The 16,352-nt window shown below is 69.1% G+C and carries 17 protein-coding genes; 12 read left to right on the plus strand and 5 right to left on the minus strand.

Annotated elements, in window-relative coordinates; genetic code table 11:
- Nucleotides 1-2: 2 nt before the first annotated feature.
- Nucleotides 3-1,115, minus strand: coding sequence for a LacI family DNA-binding transcriptional regulator (locus ACIRG5_RS14025; protein ID WP_402904594.1), 1,113 nt, complete (start codon nucleotides 1,113-1,115; stop codon nucleotides 3-5).
- 134 nt (nucleotides 1,116-1,249) lie between these two features.
- Here ACIRG5_RS14025 and ACIRG5_RS14030 point away from each other — a divergent pair, with 134 nt between their 5' ends.
- From ACIRG5_RS14030 to ACIRG5_RS14080, 11 genes are all read left to right on the plus strand, one after another.
- Nucleotides 1,250-2,245: a Gfo/Idh/MocA family oxidoreductase gene (locus tag ACIRG5_RS14030; protein ID WP_402904595.1), complete on the plus strand. Its 996-nt coding sequence runs from the start codon at nucleotides 1,250-1,252 to the stop codon at nucleotides 2,243-2,245.
- A 2-nt stretch (nucleotides 2,246-2,247) separates the two neighbouring features.
- Nucleotides 2,248-3,108, plus strand: coding sequence for a TIM barrel protein (locus ACIRG5_RS14035; RefSeq protein ID WP_402904597.1), 861 nt, complete (start codon nucleotides 2,248-2,250; stop codon nucleotides 3,106-3,108).
- Nucleotides 3,109-3,122: 14 nt separating this feature from the next.
- Entirely contained in the window at nucleotides 3,123-4,106 is a 984-nt protein-coding gene (locus tag ACIRG5_RS14040; protein WP_402904599.1) for a sugar ABC transporter substrate-binding protein, read from the plus strand.
- Nucleotides 4,107-4,181: 75 nt separating this feature from the next.
- The gene (locus tag ACIRG5_RS14045) at nucleotides 4,182-5,171 is read left to right on the plus strand and encodes an ABC transporter permease (protein ID WP_402904601.1); all 990 of its coding nucleotides are present in this window, start codon (nucleotides 4,182-4,184) and stop codon (nucleotides 5,169-5,171) included.
- Nucleotides 5,168-5,938 (plus strand): ATP-binding cassette domain-containing protein, encoded by a 771-nt coding sequence (locus ACIRG5_RS14050; RefSeq protein ID WP_402904603.1) that lies wholly within the window; start codon nucleotides 5,168-5,170, stop codon nucleotides 5,936-5,938. Before ACIRG5_RS14045 ends, ACIRG5_RS14050 begins: the two co-directional genes overlap by 4 nt.
- Nucleotides 5,935-6,867, plus strand: coding sequence for a 5-dehydro-2-deoxygluconokinase (gene iolC / locus ACIRG5_RS14055; protein ID WP_402904605.1), 933 nt, complete (start codon nucleotides 5,935-5,937; stop codon nucleotides 6,865-6,867). Before ACIRG5_RS14050 ends, iolC begins: the two co-directional genes overlap by 4 nt.
- A complete protein-coding gene (locus tag ACIRG5_RS14060) occupies nucleotides 6,864-7,769 on the plus strand; it encodes an aldolase (protein ID WP_319976660.1) in 906 nt (301 codons plus the stop codon). The genes iolC and ACIRG5_RS14060 overlap by 4 nt, the downstream gene beginning before the upstream one ends.
- Nucleotides 7,766-8,653, plus strand: coding sequence for a 5-deoxy-glucuronate isomerase (iolB, locus tag ACIRG5_RS14065; protein WP_402904607.1), 888 nt, complete (start codon nucleotides 7,766-7,768; stop codon nucleotides 8,651-8,653). Before ACIRG5_RS14060 ends, iolB begins: the two co-directional genes overlap by 4 nt.
- Nucleotides 8,650-10,503 (plus strand): 3D-(3,5/4)-trihydroxycyclohexane-1,2-dione acylhydrolase (decyclizing), encoded by a 1,854-nt coding sequence (gene iolD / locus ACIRG5_RS14070; RefSeq protein ID WP_402904609.1) that lies wholly within the window; start codon nucleotides 8,650-8,652, stop codon nucleotides 10,501-10,503. Before iolB ends, iolD begins: the two co-directional genes overlap by 4 nt.
- 51 nt (nucleotides 10,504-10,554) lie before the next feature.
- Complete coding sequence (locus ACIRG5_RS14075) at nucleotides 10,555-11,349, plus strand: pentapeptide repeat-containing protein (RefSeq protein ID WP_402904611.1); 795 nt, start codon at nucleotides 10,555-10,557, stop codon at nucleotides 11,347-11,349.
- A gap of 84 nt (nucleotides 11,350-11,433) precedes the next feature.
- The gene (locus ACIRG5_RS14080) at nucleotides 11,434-12,429 is read left to right on the plus strand and encodes an NADH:flavin oxidoreductase/NADH oxidase (protein ID WP_402904613.1); all 996 of its coding nucleotides are present in this window, start codon (nucleotides 11,434-11,436) and stop codon (nucleotides 12,427-12,429) included.
- Between the two features lie 72 nt (nucleotides 12,430-12,501).
- Here the strand turns inward: ACIRG5_RS14080 and ACIRG5_RS14085 are convergent, their stop codons facing one another.
- Nucleotides 12,502-12,690, minus strand: coding sequence for a DUF3073 domain-containing protein (locus ACIRG5_RS14085; RefSeq protein WP_030477845.1), 189 nt, complete (start codon nucleotides 12,688-12,690; stop codon nucleotides 12,502-12,504).
- A gap of 173 nt (nucleotides 12,691-12,863) precedes the next feature.
- On the opposite strand from ACIRG5_RS14085, the gene ACIRG5_RS14090 reads away from it, so the two are divergent.
- Entirely contained in the window at nucleotides 12,864-13,724 is an 861-nt protein-coding gene (locus tag ACIRG5_RS14090; protein ID WP_402904615.1) for a hypothetical protein, read from the plus strand.
- Here the strand turns inward: ACIRG5_RS14090 and ACIRG5_RS14095 are convergent.
- From ACIRG5_RS14095 to ACIRG5_RS14105, 3 genes are read right to left on the minus strand one after another with little or no spacing between them, the layout of a single operon-like run.
- Nucleotides 13,667-14,848 carry an MFS transporter gene (locus ACIRG5_RS14095; RefSeq protein ID WP_402904617.1) on the minus strand — a complete coding sequence of 394 codons (1,182 nt, stop codon included), beginning with the start codon at nucleotides 14,846-14,848 and terminating at the stop codon, nucleotides 13,667-13,669. The two genes, ACIRG5_RS14090 and ACIRG5_RS14095, sit on opposite strands and share 58 nt — an antisense overlap.
- 43 nt (nucleotides 14,849-14,891) lie before the next feature.
- Nucleotides 14,892-15,461 carry an aerial mycelium formation protein gene (locus ACIRG5_RS14100; RefSeq protein WP_093595856.1) on the minus strand — a complete coding sequence of 190 codons (570 nt, stop codon included), beginning with the start codon at nucleotides 15,459-15,461 and terminating at the stop codon, nucleotides 14,892-14,894.
- 60 nt (nucleotides 15,462-15,521) lie between these two features.
- Entirely contained in the window at nucleotides 15,522-16,346 is an 825-nt protein-coding gene (locus ACIRG5_RS14105) for a 3-keto-5-aminohexanoate cleavage protein (protein ID WP_402904619.1), read from the minus strand.
- Nucleotides 16,347-16,352 lie beyond the last annotated feature (6 nt).

Here is a 16,352-nt window from a genome sequence, read left to right on the forward strand (position 1 = left end):
TGTTAGTGGTCGCGGCTTCGCCGCTCCGGCGACTTCGCCCTGAAGTCGGTCGTCCGGCCCCCGCTTCCCGCCGAATCGCCTTCGGCGGTTGACAGGAAGAGGGAGCCGGACGACCGACGCGAAGTCGCTGGTGGGGCGGTCGTGTTCCGAACGACGAGCGAGGGATTGAGGAGATGGCGCACGGGTTCGGTGCGCTCTTCACGAACGCGCTGCAGAAGCGCGTCAGCGGCCAACCGGCCGAACTCGGCACGGGGCTGGTCGATCGTGGTCAGCGAGACGTGGCGCAACGCTGCCAGCGAGGTGTTGTCGTACCCCACAACGGAAACGTCGTCGGGAACGCGCAGCCCGGCGTCTTCCAGAGCCGAGATGGCGCCGACGGCGTTGAAGTCGTTGCAGGACAGGATTGCCGTGGGCAAAGCATCGTCGTCGATCAACGAACGGATCGCGCGCGCTCCAGCCGCGTCGGTGTACTCGGACGGCACGACCTGCGGCACGAGCCCGTGGGCTTCCATGGCGGCGACGTATCCGCGCCGGCGAGGTCCGGACTGACTGCCTTCACCGCCGTCCAGATGCGCGATGCGCTTGTGCCCCAGAGAAACCAGGTGGTCAACGGCCAGTCGTGCGCCCTGCTCGCCGTCGTCGTTCACGGTATCCACAGTGGACACACGGGACGACCGGGCGACCAGCACCACAGGAAGTTGTTCGGCTGCCTTGCCGATAGCGGTCGCCGGCACGACAGGCGACAGCAGGATCAACCCGGCAGGGCGGAAGGACAGCAGCGATTCCAGGGCGCGGCGTTCACGGGCGGGCGAGCGGCCGCCGGTGTTGATGATGATGTCGAACCCCTGCTCGCGCGCCACCTCGTCGATGCCGTCCACGACCTCCGCGAAGAACGCGTTGTGCAGGTCGGACACCATCACGCCGAGTACGGTCGACGTGCGCGAGGCCAGCGACCGCGCCATGGCGTGCGGGGAGTACCCCAGTTCCTCCGCGGCCTTCAGCACAGCGCTGCGTCGCAACTCGCTCACCTTGGGTGAACCGCGCATCACCAGTGACACCAGTGCGCGGGACACGCCCGCCCGCAGAGCGACGTCCTCCATTGTCGGCCTGACCACCTGGAACCACCTCCCCTCACGTCACGGACTGGAAACCCACCCTTGACACCCGTGTGATGGAAGCTACAGGGTTAGAGCGCTCCAACCAATAGAGCGCTCTAACACATCTCGGCGATGAACAGGGGAAACCTGCGATGCGGATCGGAGTAGCGGGTGTCGGCAGGATCGGCACCATGCATGCGACCAACCTCGCCGCACTGGATCGAGTCGACGAGGTGCTTCTCTTCGACCCGGTACCCGGCAGGGCAGCGCAGGCGTCGGCCGAACTCGCTGGGACCGAGGCGGTGGACGACCTCGACACCCTTCTGGGCAACGTCGACGGTGTTCTGCTCGCCACCCCGACGAACACCCACCCGGAGATGCTCCGCGCGGCCATCGCGCAGGGCGTCCCCACACTGTGCGAGAAGCCGATCGCGAGCGACGTCGCCGAGATGGCAGCGCTGATCGCGGACGTGGAGAAGTCCGGCGTCGAGGTGCTCGTCGGCTTCCAGCGCCGGTTCGACCCGGCCATCTACGAGCTCAACCGCCGCATCCGCGCGGGCGAGGTCGGCGACATCTACCTGGTCAGGGCCGTCGGTAACGACGCGAACCCGCCGGACTTCTCCTACCTGCCCGCCTCCGGTGGCATCTTCCGCGACCTGCTGATCCACGACCTGGACTGCGTGCCGTGGCTGGTCGGCCAGCCGGTGGTCGAGGTCTACGCGAGCGGCTCGGTCCTGGTGCACCAGGCGTTCGCGGACGCCGACGACGTGGACAACGCCGTCGTGATGCTGAAGTTCGAGGGCGGCGCGCACGCCACGCTGGCCGGCGGACGGCACGACCCGGTCGGCTACGACCACCGCATCGAGGTCCTGGGCAGCAAGGACTCCCTGGTGGCGGGCGTCGACGCGCGCACGCCGCTGAACTCGCTGGAGCCCGGCGGTCACGTGGCCGGACCGGACGCCTACCCCGGCTTCCCCGAGCGCTTCCACCGCGCGTACGTCAACGAGATGAACCTGTTCACGCAGGTCATCAAGGGCGAGGTCGCGAACCCGTCGCCGGCGCGAGAGAGTTTGATCAGCCTGCGCCTGGCCGAAGCTTGTGAGCAGTCGCGTCGCAGCGGCGCACCGGTGAGGATCGAGGGGAACTAGGCATGGCGAAGATCGCTGGGGCACCGATCTCCTGGGGCGTGTGCGAGGTGCCGGGCTGGGGCAACGTGCTCCCGTCCGACACGGTGCTGAGCCAGATGCACTCGCTCGGACTCACCGCCACCGAACTCGGCCCGCCCGACTACCTGCCAGCCGACCCCGAAGCGTTGAAAACCCTCCTGAGCGGCCACGACCTCACGCTGGTCGGTGGTTTCCTCGCGGTCACCCTGCACACCGACGTCCAGTCCACTCTGGACGAAGCCGACCGGGTGGCCGCGATCCTCACGGCCGGTGGCGCCGAGGTTCTCGTGCTCGCCGCCGCGACCGGGCTGGACGGCTACGACGAGACCCCGAAGCTCACCGACGACGAGTGGAACACCCTCGTCGCCACCTGCGCGAAGATCCGTGAGATCGCCGCCGGGCACGGCCTCGAAACCGTGCTGCACCCGCACGTGGGCACCCACGTCGAGCGGGAGGCGGAGGTCGACAGGTTCCTCGCGGACTCCGATCTCCAGCTCTGCCTGGACACCGGCCACCTGCTCATCGGTGGCACGGACCCGGTCGAGCTGGCGCGCCGCTACCCGGACCGGATCGGTCACGTGCACCTCAAGGACGTGCGTGACGAGATCGCGGCGAAGGTGCGCAGCGGCGAACTCAGTTACACCGATGCCGTGGAACAGGGCATCTACGTGCCGCTCGGGGACGGCGACGTGGACGTGGAAGCGCTGGTGAAGCTCGTTCAAGAGGCGGGCTACACCGGTTGGTTCGTCCTCGAGCAGGACACCCAGCTCAAGGACGGAAGTCCAGTGGACAAGCCACTTCAGGACACCGCGCGCAGTCTCGCGCACCTCAGCAAGATCCTCTGAAGGGACTGGAGACGATGAAGTCTCGTCTGGTCATCCGCGCGGGCGTCGCTCTCGCCGGTGTTGCTCTACTCGCCGCCTGCAGCGGTCCCACGGGAACCAACACCTCAAACACGCAGAACAACAGCGCACCGGCCACCGGGGACCTCAAGGTCGCCGTCATCACCCACGGCACCGCGGGTGACGCGTTCTGGAGCGTCGTGAAGGTCGGTGCCGAGGACGCGGGCAAGCAGCTCGGCGTCGGCGTCACCTACAACTCCGACGGCGACCCCGGCGCCCAGGCCAAGCTGATCGACAACGCCGTGTCGCAGAAGGTCGGCGGCATCGTGGTGTCGATGGCGAACCCGGATGCGCTCAAGACCTCCATCGAGAACGCGGTGAAGGCCGGCATCCCGGTCATCACGATCAACTCCGGCAGCGCGAAGAGCGCGGAGTTCGGTGCCATGGCGCACGTCGGCCAGGAGGAGTCGATCGCCGGTGAGGAAGCCGGCAAGAAGCTCAAGGCCGCGGGCAAGACCAAGCTGCTCTGCGTGATCCACGAGGCCGGCAACACGGGCCTCAACCAGCGCTGCGACGGTGCCCGCACCGGCTTCGGCGGCGCGGTGGAGAACCTCCAGGTCGACATCTCCAACCCGACCGACATCGAGGCCCGCATCAAGGCCAAGCTGCAGTCCGACACCGCTGTCGACGGTGTGCTGGCGCTCAACCCGCAGGTCGCCGTGAACGCGGCCTCCGCGATCAAGGGCGCGGGCTCGAAGGCGCAGGTCGCGACGTTCGACCTGAACGCCGACGTGGTCAGCTCGATCAAGGCGGGCGAGGTGCTGTTCGCCGTCGACCAGCAGCAGTACCAGCAGGGCTACCTGCCGATCGTGATGCTGAAGCTCTTCAAGGACAACGCCAACACCCTCGGTGGCGGCAAGCCCGTCCTCACCGGTCCCGGCTTCGTCGACAAGTCCAACGTGGACAAGGTCGCGGAGTACGCCAAGAACGGCAAGAGGTAAGGGAGAGGCGGGGAGATGACCGTGACGGCCACAGCTCCACCGGCTGCAGACGAACGGCTGAGCAAACCCAGGGCCATGGATCAGCTGATCAAACGCCCGGAGATCGGCGCCATGCTCGGCGCACTGCTCGTGTTCCTGTTCTTCTCCGTGGTCACCGAGCAGTTCCTGAGCGTGGGTGGTGCGGCCACGTGGCTGGACGACGCCTCCATGCTCGGCATCATGGCGGTCGCGGTGGCGATGCTCATGATCGGCGGCGAGTTCGACCTGTCCGCCGGTGTCATGACCGCGTCCACCGCGCTCGTCACGGCTCTCCTCGCCACCCAGCTGGGACTCAACGTCTGGCTGGCGTTGCTGGTGTCGCTCGCCTTCGCACTGGCGGTGGGCGCGCTGAACGGCTGGCTCGTGATGCGCACGGGCCTGCCGAGCTTCATCGTGACGCTGGGCAGTTTCCTCGCGTTGCAGGGCCTGAACCTCGGCATCACGCGCCTGGTGACGGGCAGCGTGCAGGTGTCGGGCATGCGGGAGGCCGCGGGCTACGAGTCGGCGGGATTCCTGTTCGCGTCGACGTTCCAGATCGGCGGACAGAGCTTCTACGTGTCGATCATCTGGTGGGTCCTGTTCACCGTGGTCGCGTCGACGGTGCTGATGCGCACCAAGTTCGGCAACTGGATCTTCGCGATCGGCGGTGCCGCGGTGAGTTCACGCGCGGTCGGTGTGCCGGTCGTGCGGTCGAAGATCCTGCTGTTCATGACGACGGCGTTCGCCGCGTGGCTGGTGGGCTCGATCAACATCCTGCGGTACGCGAGCGTGCAGGCGAACCAGGGCATCGGCCTCGAGTTCCAGTACATCATCGCGGCGGTGATCGGCGGGTGCCTGCTCACCGGTGGCTTCGGTTCCGCGGTGGGTGCGGCGATCGGCGCGCTGATCTTCGGCATGGCCCGGCAGGGCATCGTCTACGCCGGGTGGAACAGCGACTGGTTCCAGCTGTTCCTCGGCGTGATGCTGCTGGCCGCGGTGCTGGTGAACAACATGCTGCGCCGCCGAGCGGAAAGGGTCCGGCGATGACGTCCCTCATCGAGACCGAGAACATCGGCAAGACCTACGGCAGCGTCATCGCGCTCAGCGACGTGTCCACTGTGGTCAACGCCGGTGAGGTCACCTGCGTGCTCGGCGACAACGGCGCCGGCAAGTCGACCCTGATCAAGATCCTGGCCGGTGTCCACCAGCACGACCAGGGCTCGTTCAAGGTCGAGGGCGAGGAGATCCGCTTCTCGTCGCCCCGCGAGGCCCTGGACCACGGCATCGCGACCGTGTACCAGGACCTCGCCGTGGTGCCGCTGATGTCGGTGTGGCGCAACTTCTTCCTGGGCTCGGAGCCGACGACCAAGTTCGGTTTCCTGGACCGCAGGAAGGGCAAGGAGATCACCAAGAAGGCGTTGTCCGACATGGGCATCGACCTCCGTGACGTCGAACAGCCGGTCGGCACGTTGTCCGGTGGCGAACGGCAGTGCGTCGCCATCGCCCGCGCCGTGCACTTCGGCGCCAAGGTGCTGATCCTGGACGAACCGACGGCCGCGTTGGGCGTCAAGCAGGCCGGTGTGGTGCTGAAGTACGTGGCCCAGGCACGTGATCGTGGCCTCGGCGTCGTGCTGATCACCCACAACCCGCACCACGCCTACCCGGTCGCCAACCGGTTCCTGCTGCTCAAGCGCGGCCGTGCGCTGGGCAGCTACGAGAAGAACGAGATCGACATCAACGAGCTGACGCGCCAGATGGCCGGCGGTGCCGAGCTGGAAGCGCTGGAGCACGAGCTGCGGGGTGCCGAGGCGTGACGTCTCTCGAAGTGCTGACCGTGGGCCGGGTCGGGGTGGATCTGTACCCGGAGCAGTCCGGGGTGCCGCTGGCCCAGGTCAGCACGTTCGCCAAGTCGCTCGGCGGGACCGCGACCAACGTCGCGGTCGCCGCCGCGCGGCTCGGCCGTCGTGCCGGTGTGCTCACGAAGGTCGGCCCGGACGGGTTCGGCACCTACGTTCGCGAGGCGCTGGAAGGCTTCGGGGTGTCGTCGAAGTACGTCGGCACCTCGCCGGACCTGCTGACACCGGTGGTGTTCTGCGAGCTCAACCCGCCCGCCGACCCGCCGTTGCTGTTCTACCGCCTGCCGACCGCGCCGGACATGACTCTGGGCGAGGACGACGTGCCGTGGACGCTCACGCGCGAAGTCCCGCTGCTGTGGGTCACCGGCACGGGCGTTTCCGCCGAACCCGCACGTGCTTCGCAACGGATGATGCTGGCGAACCGCGCCCGGCACGGGCACACCGTGCTGGACCTGGACTACCGGCCGATGTTCTGGCCGGACGTCGAGACCGCGCGCACCGAGATCAGCTGGATGCTCGACCACGTGACGGTCGCCGTGGGCAACCGGACCGAGTGCGAGATCGCGGTCGGCACGTCCGACCCCGACGAGGCCGCCGATCGGCTGCTGGCGCGCGGAATCTCGTTGGCACTGGTCAAGAAGGGCGCCGAGGGCGTTCTCGTGGCCACGCCGGAGGGTCGCTGGACGGTCGAGCCGAACCCGGTCGAGGTCGTCTGCGGCCTCGGCGCCGGTGACGCGTTCGGCGGCTCGGTCGTGCACGGCCTGCTGTCGGGCTGGGACCCGGTGAAGATCGCCCGCTACGCCAACGCGGCCGGCGCGATCGTCGCCTCCCGGCTGGCCTGCGCCGACGCGATGCCCGACCAGGAAGAGATCGAGGAATTGCTGTGATCACCGATGGCCAGTGGCGCGAACTGCTGTGGCGGCGGGCAGAGGACCCCGGCTCGATCCGGCGGGCCTACCAGGCGCGCAAGCGGCGCAACTCGTTGCTGAACGGCAAGTCCACGCTGTTCCTGGTCGCGGCGGACCACCCGGCGCGTGGTGCGCTGGGCGTCGGTGGCGACCCAATGGCGATGGCCGACCGGCGCTCGCTGCTGGCCCGGTTGCTGACGGCACTGGCGAACCCCGACGTCGACGGGGTGCTCGGCACGCCGGACGTGATCGAGGATCTCCTTCTGCTGGACGGTTTGAACGACCGAGTGGTCATCGGCTCGATGAACCGCGGCGGCCTCGCCGGTGCGGACTGGGAGATCGACGACAGGTTCACCGCGTACGACGCCTCGTCGATCGCGACGTTCGGGCTCGACGGCGGCAAGATGCTGCTGCGCCTGGTCGACTCGGACCCCGGCACGATCCCGACGCTGGAAGGCTGCGCACGGGCCGTCACCGAACTCGCCGAGCACGGCCTGATGGCGATGGTCGAACCGCTGCCGTACAAGCGTGACCACAACGACAAACTGGTGCTGCAGAAGGATTCCGCGGCGCTGTCCCGCGCGTCGGCCGTGGCTGCCGGGCTGGGCTCGACCTCCGCCTACACCTGGCTGAAGCTGCCCGCGCCGGAAGAGCCGGAGATCGTGCTGGACACCACCGCGTTGCCCGCGCTGGTGCTCGGCGGTGTGCCGTCCGCGAACCCCCAGGACGACCTCGCGTCGTGGGGCCGATCGCTGGGCCATCCGACCGTGCGCGGCCTGGTCGTCGGCCGGGCGTTGCTCTACCCGCCGGACGGCGATGTCGCTTCCGCCGTCGCCGCCGCCGCCGAAATCCTCCGTACCGCGAAGGGAGTCACGGAATGAGCCTGCACCGTCCACACGGGACTCTCTCGACGCAGACCGACGTCATCCACCTGACGCCGGAGGACGCGAGCTGGACGTACACCGGTCTGCGCGTGCTGCGGATCGAGGCCGGCTGGGTGCGCACGATCGAGACCGGCGAGTTCGAGGCGTTCGTGCTGCCGCTCGCCGGGTCGCTGACGGTCGAGGTCGACGACGAGCGGTACGAGCTGCAGGGCCGTGAGTCGGTCTTCACCCGCGTCACGGACTTCGCGTACGTGCCGCGCGACGCGTCGGTCAAGCTGTCCTCTGTGGATGGATGCGAGATCGCACTCCCGATGGCGCGCTGCGAGAACCGCCTGACGCCGAAGTACGGCCCGGCCGACGGCGTTCCGGTCGAGGTGCGCGGCTCCGGCAACGCGACCCGCCAGGTCACGAACTTCGGCGTGCCGGGCGTGTGGGACCACGCGGACAAGCTCAACGCGTGCGAGCTGATCACCCCGGACGGCAACTGGTCCTCGTACCCGCCGCACAAGCACGACGAGTCCGAGCCGTGCGAGGTGAACAACGAGGAGATCTACTACTTCCGCATCGCCGACCGGGACCAGGTCACCCCGTCCCGCACCGGCTTCGGTTTCCACCGCACGTACACCGACGACGGCACGATCGACGAGGACGTGACCGTGCGGGACGGCGACGTCTTCCTGATCCCGCGCGGCTACCACGGTCCGTGCGTGGCAGCGCCGGGATATCCCATGTACTACCTGAACGTCCTGGCCGGTCCCGGCGACGAGCGTTCGATGGCGTTCTGCGACGACCCGGCGCACACCTGGATCCGGGACAGCTGGGCGACGCAGGAACTCGATCCCCGTTGTCCCGTCACGACTGCCGAGGGACGGGTCAATTGAAGCTCACGACCGCACAGGCACTGGTCCGCTGGATGCTGGCGCAGCGCACCGAACTCTTCGACGGCACGCAGGCGCCGCTGTTCCCCGGCGTGTTCGCGATCTTCGGTCACGGCAACGTCCTGGGCCTCGGCAACGCCCTGGAGGAGGTCCGCGACCGCATCCCGGTGTGGCGCGGGCACAACGAGCAGGGCATGGCCCTCGCCGCCGTCGGCATCGGCAAGGCCACCCACCGCCGTCAGGTGGGCGTCGCCACGTCGTCGATCGGCCCCGGCGCCCTGAACATGATCACCGCGGCCGGTGTGGCCCACGCCAACCGACTGCCACTCCTGTTGCTGCCGGGCGACACCTTCACCGGCCGCGCACCGGATCCCGTTCTCCAGCAGGTCGAGCACTTCCACGACCCGACGGCCACGGTCAACGACGCGTTCCGCGCGGTCAGCCGCTACTTCGACCGGATCACCCGCCCCGAACAGCTGCTCTCCACGTTGCCACAGGTGGCGCGCGTCCTGACCGACCCGGCCGACTGCGGCCCGGTGACTCTGGCGCTGCCGCAGGACGTCCAGGCCGAGTCCTACGACTTCCCCGACGCGCTTTTCGCCCCCGTCGTGCACCGCCCGCTGCGCCAACGCCCCGACCTGCTCGCATTGGCCGAGGCCGCGTCGGCGATCCGCGACTCTTCCCGCCCGCTGCTGGTCCTGGGCGGCGGAGTCCGCTACTCGGGCGCCGCGGGCCGAGCCCTGCGCTTCGCCGAACAGCACAACATCCCCGTCGCGGAGACCACGGCCGGCCGGACGCTGATCCCGCACGAGCACCCGCTGCACGCCGGTCCGCTGGGCATCACCGGCTCGACCTCGGCCAACGTCCTGGCGGGCGAGGCCGACCTGGTCATCGCCGTGGGCACCCGCCTGCAGGACTTCACCACGGCGTCCTGGACCGTCTTCTCCCCGGACGCCCACCTGCTCTCCCTGAACGCGGCCCGCTTCGACGCCGTGAAGCACGGCTCGTTCGCCCTGGTCGCCGACGCCGACGAGGGCCTGCGCGAACTCACCGACGTCCTCGGCTCCTGGCAGGCCCCGGCGGACTGGTCAGGCCGTGCCCAGCTCGAACGCGCGAAGTGGGACGCCCACATCACCTCGCTGCGCACACCGTCCACCGCTCTCCCGACGTACGCCCAGGTCGTCGGCGTCGTGAACGACGTCAGCGAGCCCACCGACTACGTCATGACGGCATCAGGCGGCCTCCCCGGCGAACTGATCGGCGGCTGGCGCGCCACCGGTGAGTCCACAATGGACGTCGAGTACGGCTTCTCCTGCATGGGCTACGAACTGGCCGGCGCCTGGGGAGCCGCGATCGCGCACACCCAGGGCGTCGTCACGACGCTGCTCGGCGACGGCTCGTACCTGATGCTGAACTCCGAACTCTTCTCGGCGGCCTTCGCGGGCCACGGCTTCGTGGCCGTCGTCTGCGACAACGACGGCTACGCCGTGATCCACCGCCTGCAGACGGGCCAGGGCGGCGCGGGCTTCAACAACCTCTACCCCGACTGCACGACTGGCCACTCCGAACCCCCGCGCACCGACTTCGCCGCCCACGCCGCGGCGATGGGCTGCGCGGTCTTCCCGGCCGACTCGCTGGCCGATCTGGAAGGCGCTTACCGCAAGGCCCGCGAGGTGGCCGTCGCCGAGAAGCGGCCGGCCGTGGTCGTGATCCGCACGCACCCGTCGTCGTGGACCGAGGCCGGAGCCTGGTGGGAGGTCGGCGTGCCGGAGGTCTCACACCGGTCCGAGATCGCCCAGGCCCGCGAAGAAGTGCTGGAGGGCAAGTCCAAACAGGTCCGCTACCTGAGCTGAACTCCAACAGCGGATACCGCTGGACGGATGCGATCACGAGGATGAGCCTCCGTGAGCAAGCGGATGTTCAGGCTCGGCGCGTTCGCCCTGGTAGCACTCGGCGTCGTCCTGGTGCTGCCGCAGAGCGCTCCACGACCGGCGTCGCTGCTGCTCCTCGGCGGGGTGCTGATCGTCGCGGGTGGTGCGCTGGGCTGGTACCAGGTCAGGGACGGCCAGGTCGTCGACCGGTACCGCCTCGCCGTCGAGCACCTCGGCAGTGACCAGGCCGAGGTCAGGCTCGGCGGCCTCGACGCGCTGGAACAGATCGCGAAGGACTCGCCGAGAAGCCGGCAACTGGTGGACGACACCCTCGGGGACTTCCTGCGCGAGCGATCTCCCTGGACGGCCGCGGAGCCGTCGGGCCCCGCCGTCAGAAGCCTGGACGTCGAGACGGCTCTGGCGATCCTCACCCGGCGGCCCGGCGCGGTGATCGACCTGTCCCACGTCGATCTGCGCGGCGCCGACCTGGGCAAGCAGACGCTCGCGGCAGCGGTGATCCGCCGCTCGAACCTCGCCGGCGCCCGGTTGCTCGGAACGTGCCTCGACAGCGCCGCCCTCGACGCCACGGACCTTCGTGACGCGGACCTGCGAGGAGCCTCCCTGCGCGAGGCGTCGCTGCGGGTCGCCTGCCTCGAAGGTGCCGACCTCCGCGCCGCCGACCTCACGGACGCGGACCTGCGCGGCGCCGACATGCGCGCCGTCAACCTGGACAAGGCCGTCCTGACCGGGGCTCGGGTCAACCGCGGGACGCTGTGGCCACCCGACTTCACGCCCGCCCGTGTCTCTGCGTCGCTGTTCAGTGACTGAGATGCCTCACATCCGGGAACAACACGCCGACCCCGGCCCCTTGAACGATTCGTAGCCCTACGAAACGTTCTGAGGGAGCTTCCCGTGAGCTTGCTGTTCTCCCCGCTGACCCTGCGCTCGGTCACCCTGCCCAACCGCATCGCGGTCAGCCCGATGTGCCAGTACTCGGTGACGAAGGAGGACGGTGTGCCGACCGACTGGCACCTCGTCCACCTGGGCTCCCGCGCGGTCGGTGGCGCCGGGCTGGTCATCGCCGAGGCCACCGCCGTCGAGCCGCGCGGCCGGATCTCGCCGCAGGACGTCGGCATCTGGAACGACGAGCAGGTCGCGGCCTGGAAGCGGGTCACCGCGTTCATCAAGGAGCACGGCTCGGTGCCCGGCATCCAGCTCGCGCACGCCGGCCGCAAGGCGATCGGTGACTGGGTGCCGGTGGCGCCGACGACAGAGCCGTTCCCCGGCGGTAACACGCCGGAGAAGCTCGAGAACCACACTGGGATCGTGAAGGCGTTCGTCGACGGCGCGCTCAGGGCGATCGAGGCCGGTTTCGAGGTCCTGGAGATCCACGCGGCCCACGGCTACCTGCTGCACGAGTTCTACTCGCCGCTGACGAACGAGGGCAGCATCGAGGAACGCATCGCCCCCTCCGTCGAGGTGACGGCGGCGGTGCGCGCGGCCGTTGGCCCAGACGTGCCGGTGATCGTGAGGATCAGCGGCTCCGACTGGGTCGACAACGGCTGGACCGCCGACGACAGCGTTGTGCTGGCACAGGCGCTCAAGGCCGCGGGTGCGGACCTGATCGACGTGTCCAGCGGCGGCAACACCGCGCAGGCGGACATCCCGATCGGGCCCGGCTACCAGGTGCCGCTCGCCGAAGCGGTGCGACGCAAGGCAGACGTGCCCACGGGTGCGGTCGGCCTGATCACCGAAGCGAAGCAGGCCGAACAGATTCTGACGGACGGTTCCGCCGACCTGGTCCTGCTCGCACGCGAACTGCTCCGCGACCCGTACTGGCCGCTGCACGCGGCACAGCAGCTGGGTGTGGAGGTCCTCGCGCCGAAGCAGTACGCCAGGGCGTTCTGAAAGAGCCCTCAGAGTTCAAGGGCTGGGTGCCGGCGAACCGGCCACCCAACCCTTGAACTCCGAAGGCTGAATTCAGCGACGGTAGTCGTCGTAATCGTCGTACGGGTCGTCGTGTGGCTCATCGCCACCACTACTCCCGTTCGGCGACCTTTCATCAGTCGACAGCTCGCGCTGCAATGCAGCGAAGTCGGTCTCATGAGAGCTGTATTTGAGCTCCCTGGCGACCTTCGTCTGCTTGGCCTTAGCTCGGCCGCGCCCCATGGCTCGACCCCCTCGCACAGGGACGGGGGCGGCCGGGGGAACGGCGGCCCCACTCGTCTCGACAACTGATTCCTGGTAACTACCGTACCGTGCCGATGGGGTTCCTCGCGACGCGGTAGGCGTGACACGTACCGCCAAATCTCGTGGCCCCCCTCGCGTGGAAGGATGCACACGTGCCCAGACCGTTCGTCGCCTACCTACGGGTGTACGAACCGTTATCGGTATTGGACGCACCGCTAGCTTCCAAGGTCGAAAAAGCCCTGGAAGCGGGCCCTGTCCCCCGGTCGGAGGTAGGTGACCGGGAACGGGAGCTGTGGTTGCGATCACAGTTGGGACGAAAGCTCCTCCCGGGCGAGTCCTTCGACGTGATGACGATCAGTCCGGCCGAGGTTCCGACCTCCGAAGCGGCCCGTGTCGGCCCAGGGCCCCTCGTCTGCCCCCTTGATCTCCGGGCAAGGTCCGCCGCCGCTCTGGTGGGCTTCCTGGCCACCGCGCCGCCGGTCCTGCAGGACGCGGCCCTCAACCTCTCGCCGGAGACGGTCCGGGCGCGCGCGTCCTCCGTGATGGCCGAACTCTCCGCCGGCGCGGTCCACGTGATCTCCACGACCTGGACGGTCCCGCTGCCGTGGTTCGCCCTCGTCGACCCCGCCCAGCGCCGCGTGGTGCTGGCCAGCGCCCAGGACGACCCGGAACGGCAGGTGTCGTGGCGCGTGGCGATGGCCGACGCCAGGCGACGGGTCGCACGGGCGCTCAAGGTCGTGAAGGGCTCACTGGGCGAGGACGGCCCCGCCAAGATCCTCTCCGACACCGGCCGCTGGCTGGAGCACTTCCACCCGCACTCGGCCGTCGAGCTCGACTACGGCGGCCTGGTGCAGCTGCTGGAGGACAAGGACCTGCTGGAGGACACCTCCGCGGCCGACGTGAACGCCATCGTGGACGCCCTCGAAGCGGACGATGCCGAGGAGGTCGCGCTGCGCTACGAGACGCTGCGTGAGTTCTGGGGCGGGCTGGCCCGCAGAGAACGCCACGGCTGAATCAGCACCCGCGCGACCACGGCTGCCACCGCCGCCAGCAGCATCGCCGCAGGCCACGCCACGTGCACCGCGACGAAGCTCGCGACGAACGGGGTCACCGCCGCGCTCAGGTAGTTCGCCGAGTTCTGCATGCCGATCGCGGTGGCGCTGCGGCCTTCCGGGGCGAGCTCGCCTGCCTCGGTGACCGCCAGCCCGTTCCAGCACAGCGCGAACAGGCTGGTCGGGACGAGGACCGCGATCAGCAACGGCAACGGCGCCTGGTCCAGCGCCGCGACCAGTACGAACCCGCCCGCCGTGACCACAGAGATGATCTTCAGCGGCCCGATCCGGCTGCGCGCCCGGTCCGACCACACGCCGACGACCAGCCTGCCGGCCCCACCGAGCAGCTGGGCGACGGCGAAGACGGCCGCCGCCGCCGTCACGCTCATGCCGCGGTGTCCGTGCAGCAGAGGCACCAGCAGGGCCGTGGCGGTGAACTGGGGCACCACCAGCAGTCCGCTGGCGAGGGACAGCCGCAGCAGCTTCGGATCCTTGAGCACCAGCCCGTGCTCGGTGCTCGCCCGGATCGCGCCGGGCGGTTCCCTGACCAGCAGAGCCACCGCCAGCGCCACGAAGGCCGTCATGCCGGCGAGCACGACGAACGCCGTGGGGATCCCGGCCGAGATCGCGATCCCCGGCAGGACGGCCGCGGTGAGGGCCGCGCCGAGCGGGGTCGCGGTCTGCCGGACGCCCATGGCGAGGCCGCGTGACTCGCGGCTGAACCAGGACATCACCGCCCGGCCGCTGGCCGCGTTGACGCTGGCCCCGAACAGCCCGGCGCCGAGCAGCGCGAGACCGGCGATCCACGCGTTGCCCAACGCCACGGAGAGCAGGCACGCGGCGGCACCCACGCCACCGATGGTCATCACGAGGCGTTCGCCGCGTCGGTCCGCGACGACTCCCCACGGCACGAGAGCGATCATCGTGCCGAGGTTGACCGCGCCGAGAAGCAGCCCGACCTGGGGCAACGTCAGTGAGAAGTGCTGCTGGAGCTGCGGGCTGATCGCGGGCAGGCCGAGGAACACGGCCGCGTTCGTGCCCTGAGCCAACGCTCCGACAGACAGAACGACCCAGCGGTACCCCATGAGGGCACGCTAGGTCGGCTGCTCAGAAAGTGGAACGCTCGTCTTACCTCTTGGGACGGTGGTGTCCGCGCTCGGCGGCCAGCAGCTCGTCCACCGAGGCACTCCCGCGCTGGTAGCGCGCGGCGATCTCGGCGTTGAGCCGGTCCACGACCACCTGCACCTCGCGCCGCCGCACCGACACGGACGCCTCTTCCGAGATGAGCGTCTCCAGCACGTCGCCGAGGCGATCGTCGGCCAGCGAACTCACGTCGGAGAGGTCCACGTCGGAGATGAGCGCCTCGACGTGCCGTTGATGCGCATCAGCACGTGACGGCTCATGGGTCTGATAGCGACCCAGACCGGTCGCGGGCCCCACTGCGTTCGTGGAGAGGATCGTGGCCAGTTGCTCGACCACGGCCGAGCCACCGGAGCTGCGGCGTTCTTGCTCCGCACGCACGATGTCGATGCGCGCGTGCAACAACCGCCGCAGATAGGACAGATCTGTCTCTTCCTGCGCGGCCTCGTCGCGAAGTTCGCGCACCTCGACGAGCGGGCGCTGCTCGACGCCCTCCGTGTAGTCGGGGGCGAGCACCCGGTCGATTCGGCGGCGCCCGCCAGGACGCACCTCGATCACGTGTCCATCCTGCGGTAGATCCTCCCTACCCGCCAACACATCCCATGCACCAAACTTGTCTCAAATGTGCACGCCCAGCAGCTTTCGCGCCTCATCAGGTGTCAAAGCGGGTCGCTGGGCGATCTTGGAGAGACCTGCGGCACGTGCCACGAGCTGTGCGTTGTCCCGCACCGGCACCCCCCGCGAGTAGCTGATGGTGTCCTCCATACCCACTCGGAGGTGGCCACCCGCACCCAAAGCGGTGAACATCACGGGAAGGGTGGTCCGGCCGATCCCGGTGGCGGAGAACGTTGCTCCGTCCGGCAGAGCGTTGACGGCCGCGACCAGCGTCGCCGCGTCACCGGGCATGCCGCCGGGCACGCCCATCACGAAGTCGACGTGCACGTGGCCGCCCGCGGGCAGGCCGTGCTGGTCCAGCAGACGCTTCAACGACGCGAGCTGCCCGATGTCGAAGATCTCGTACTCCGGGACGATCGAGCGCTCCTGCATGCCCTTGTGCAGGGAGACGATGAACTCCCAGCGGTTCAGGAACACGTCGTCACCGAAGTTGACGGTGCCCATCGTGCAGGACGCCGAGTCCGGCATCGCCTCCAGCACGCGCAGCCGGTCCGACTCGGGGTCGTGCACCGACCCGCCGGTGGAGAGCTGCACGACGAGGTTCGTTTCGGACCGCAACGCCTCGACGGTGGCCTTCAGACGACCGAGGTCCAGCGACGGCTTCGCGTCCTCGCCACGAATGTGGACGTGGATCATCGCCGCGCCGACCTGTTCGCACGTCTGCGCCGTCGAGACCAGCTCTTCCAGGGTCACCGGAAGCTGCGGGACGTCGGCTTTCGCGTGTTCCGCTCCGGTGGGAGCGACAGTGATCAGCGTGCCCAGGGACATGTACCG

Source organism: Lentzea sp. NPDC102401 (assembly GCF_044765805.1).
In the GTDB taxonomy this organism is placed as follows: domain Bacteria; phylum Actinomycetota; class Actinomycetes; order Mycobacteriales; family Pseudonocardiaceae; genus Lentzea; species Lentzea sokolovensis.

Excerpts from the sequence above, each read along its gene's own strand:
- ACIRG5_RS14030 (WP_402904595.1), top strand. The coding sequence starts at position 1,250 with ATGCGGATCGGAGTAGCGGGTGTCGGCAGGATCGGCACCATGCATGCG.
- ACIRG5_RS14035 (WP_402904597.1), top strand. The coding sequence starts at position 2,248 with ATGGCGAAGATCGCTGGGGCACCGATCTCCTGGGGCGTGTGCGAGGTG.
- ACIRG5_RS14040 (WP_402904599.1), top strand. The coding sequence starts at position 3,123 with ATGAAGTCTCGTCTGGTCATCCGCGCGGGCGTCGCTCTCGCCGGTGTT.
- ACIRG5_RS14045 (WP_402904601.1), top strand. The coding sequence starts at position 4,182 with ATGGATCAGCTGATCAAACGCCCGGAGATCGGCGCCATGCTCGGCGCA.
- ACIRG5_RS14050 (WP_402904603.1), top strand. The coding sequence starts at position 5,168 with ATGACGTCCCTCATCGAGACCGAGAACATCGGCAAGACCTACGGCAGC.
- iolB (WP_402904607.1), top strand. The coding sequence starts at position 7,766 with ATGAGCCTGCACCGTCCACACGGGACTCTCTCGACGCAGACCGACGTC.
- ACIRG5_RS14085 (WP_030477845.1), bottom strand. The coding sequence starts at position 12,690 with ATGGGGCGCGGCCGAGCTAAGGCCAAGCAGACGAAGGTCGCCAGGGAG.
- ACIRG5_RS14095 (WP_402904617.1), bottom strand. The coding sequence starts at position 14,848 with ATGGGGTACCGCTGGGTCGTTCTGTCTGTCGGAGCGTTGGCTCAGGGC.
- ACIRG5_RS14105 (WP_402904619.1), bottom strand. The coding sequence starts at position 16,346 with ATGTCCCTGGGCACGCTGATCACTGTCGCTCCCACCGGAGCGGAACAC.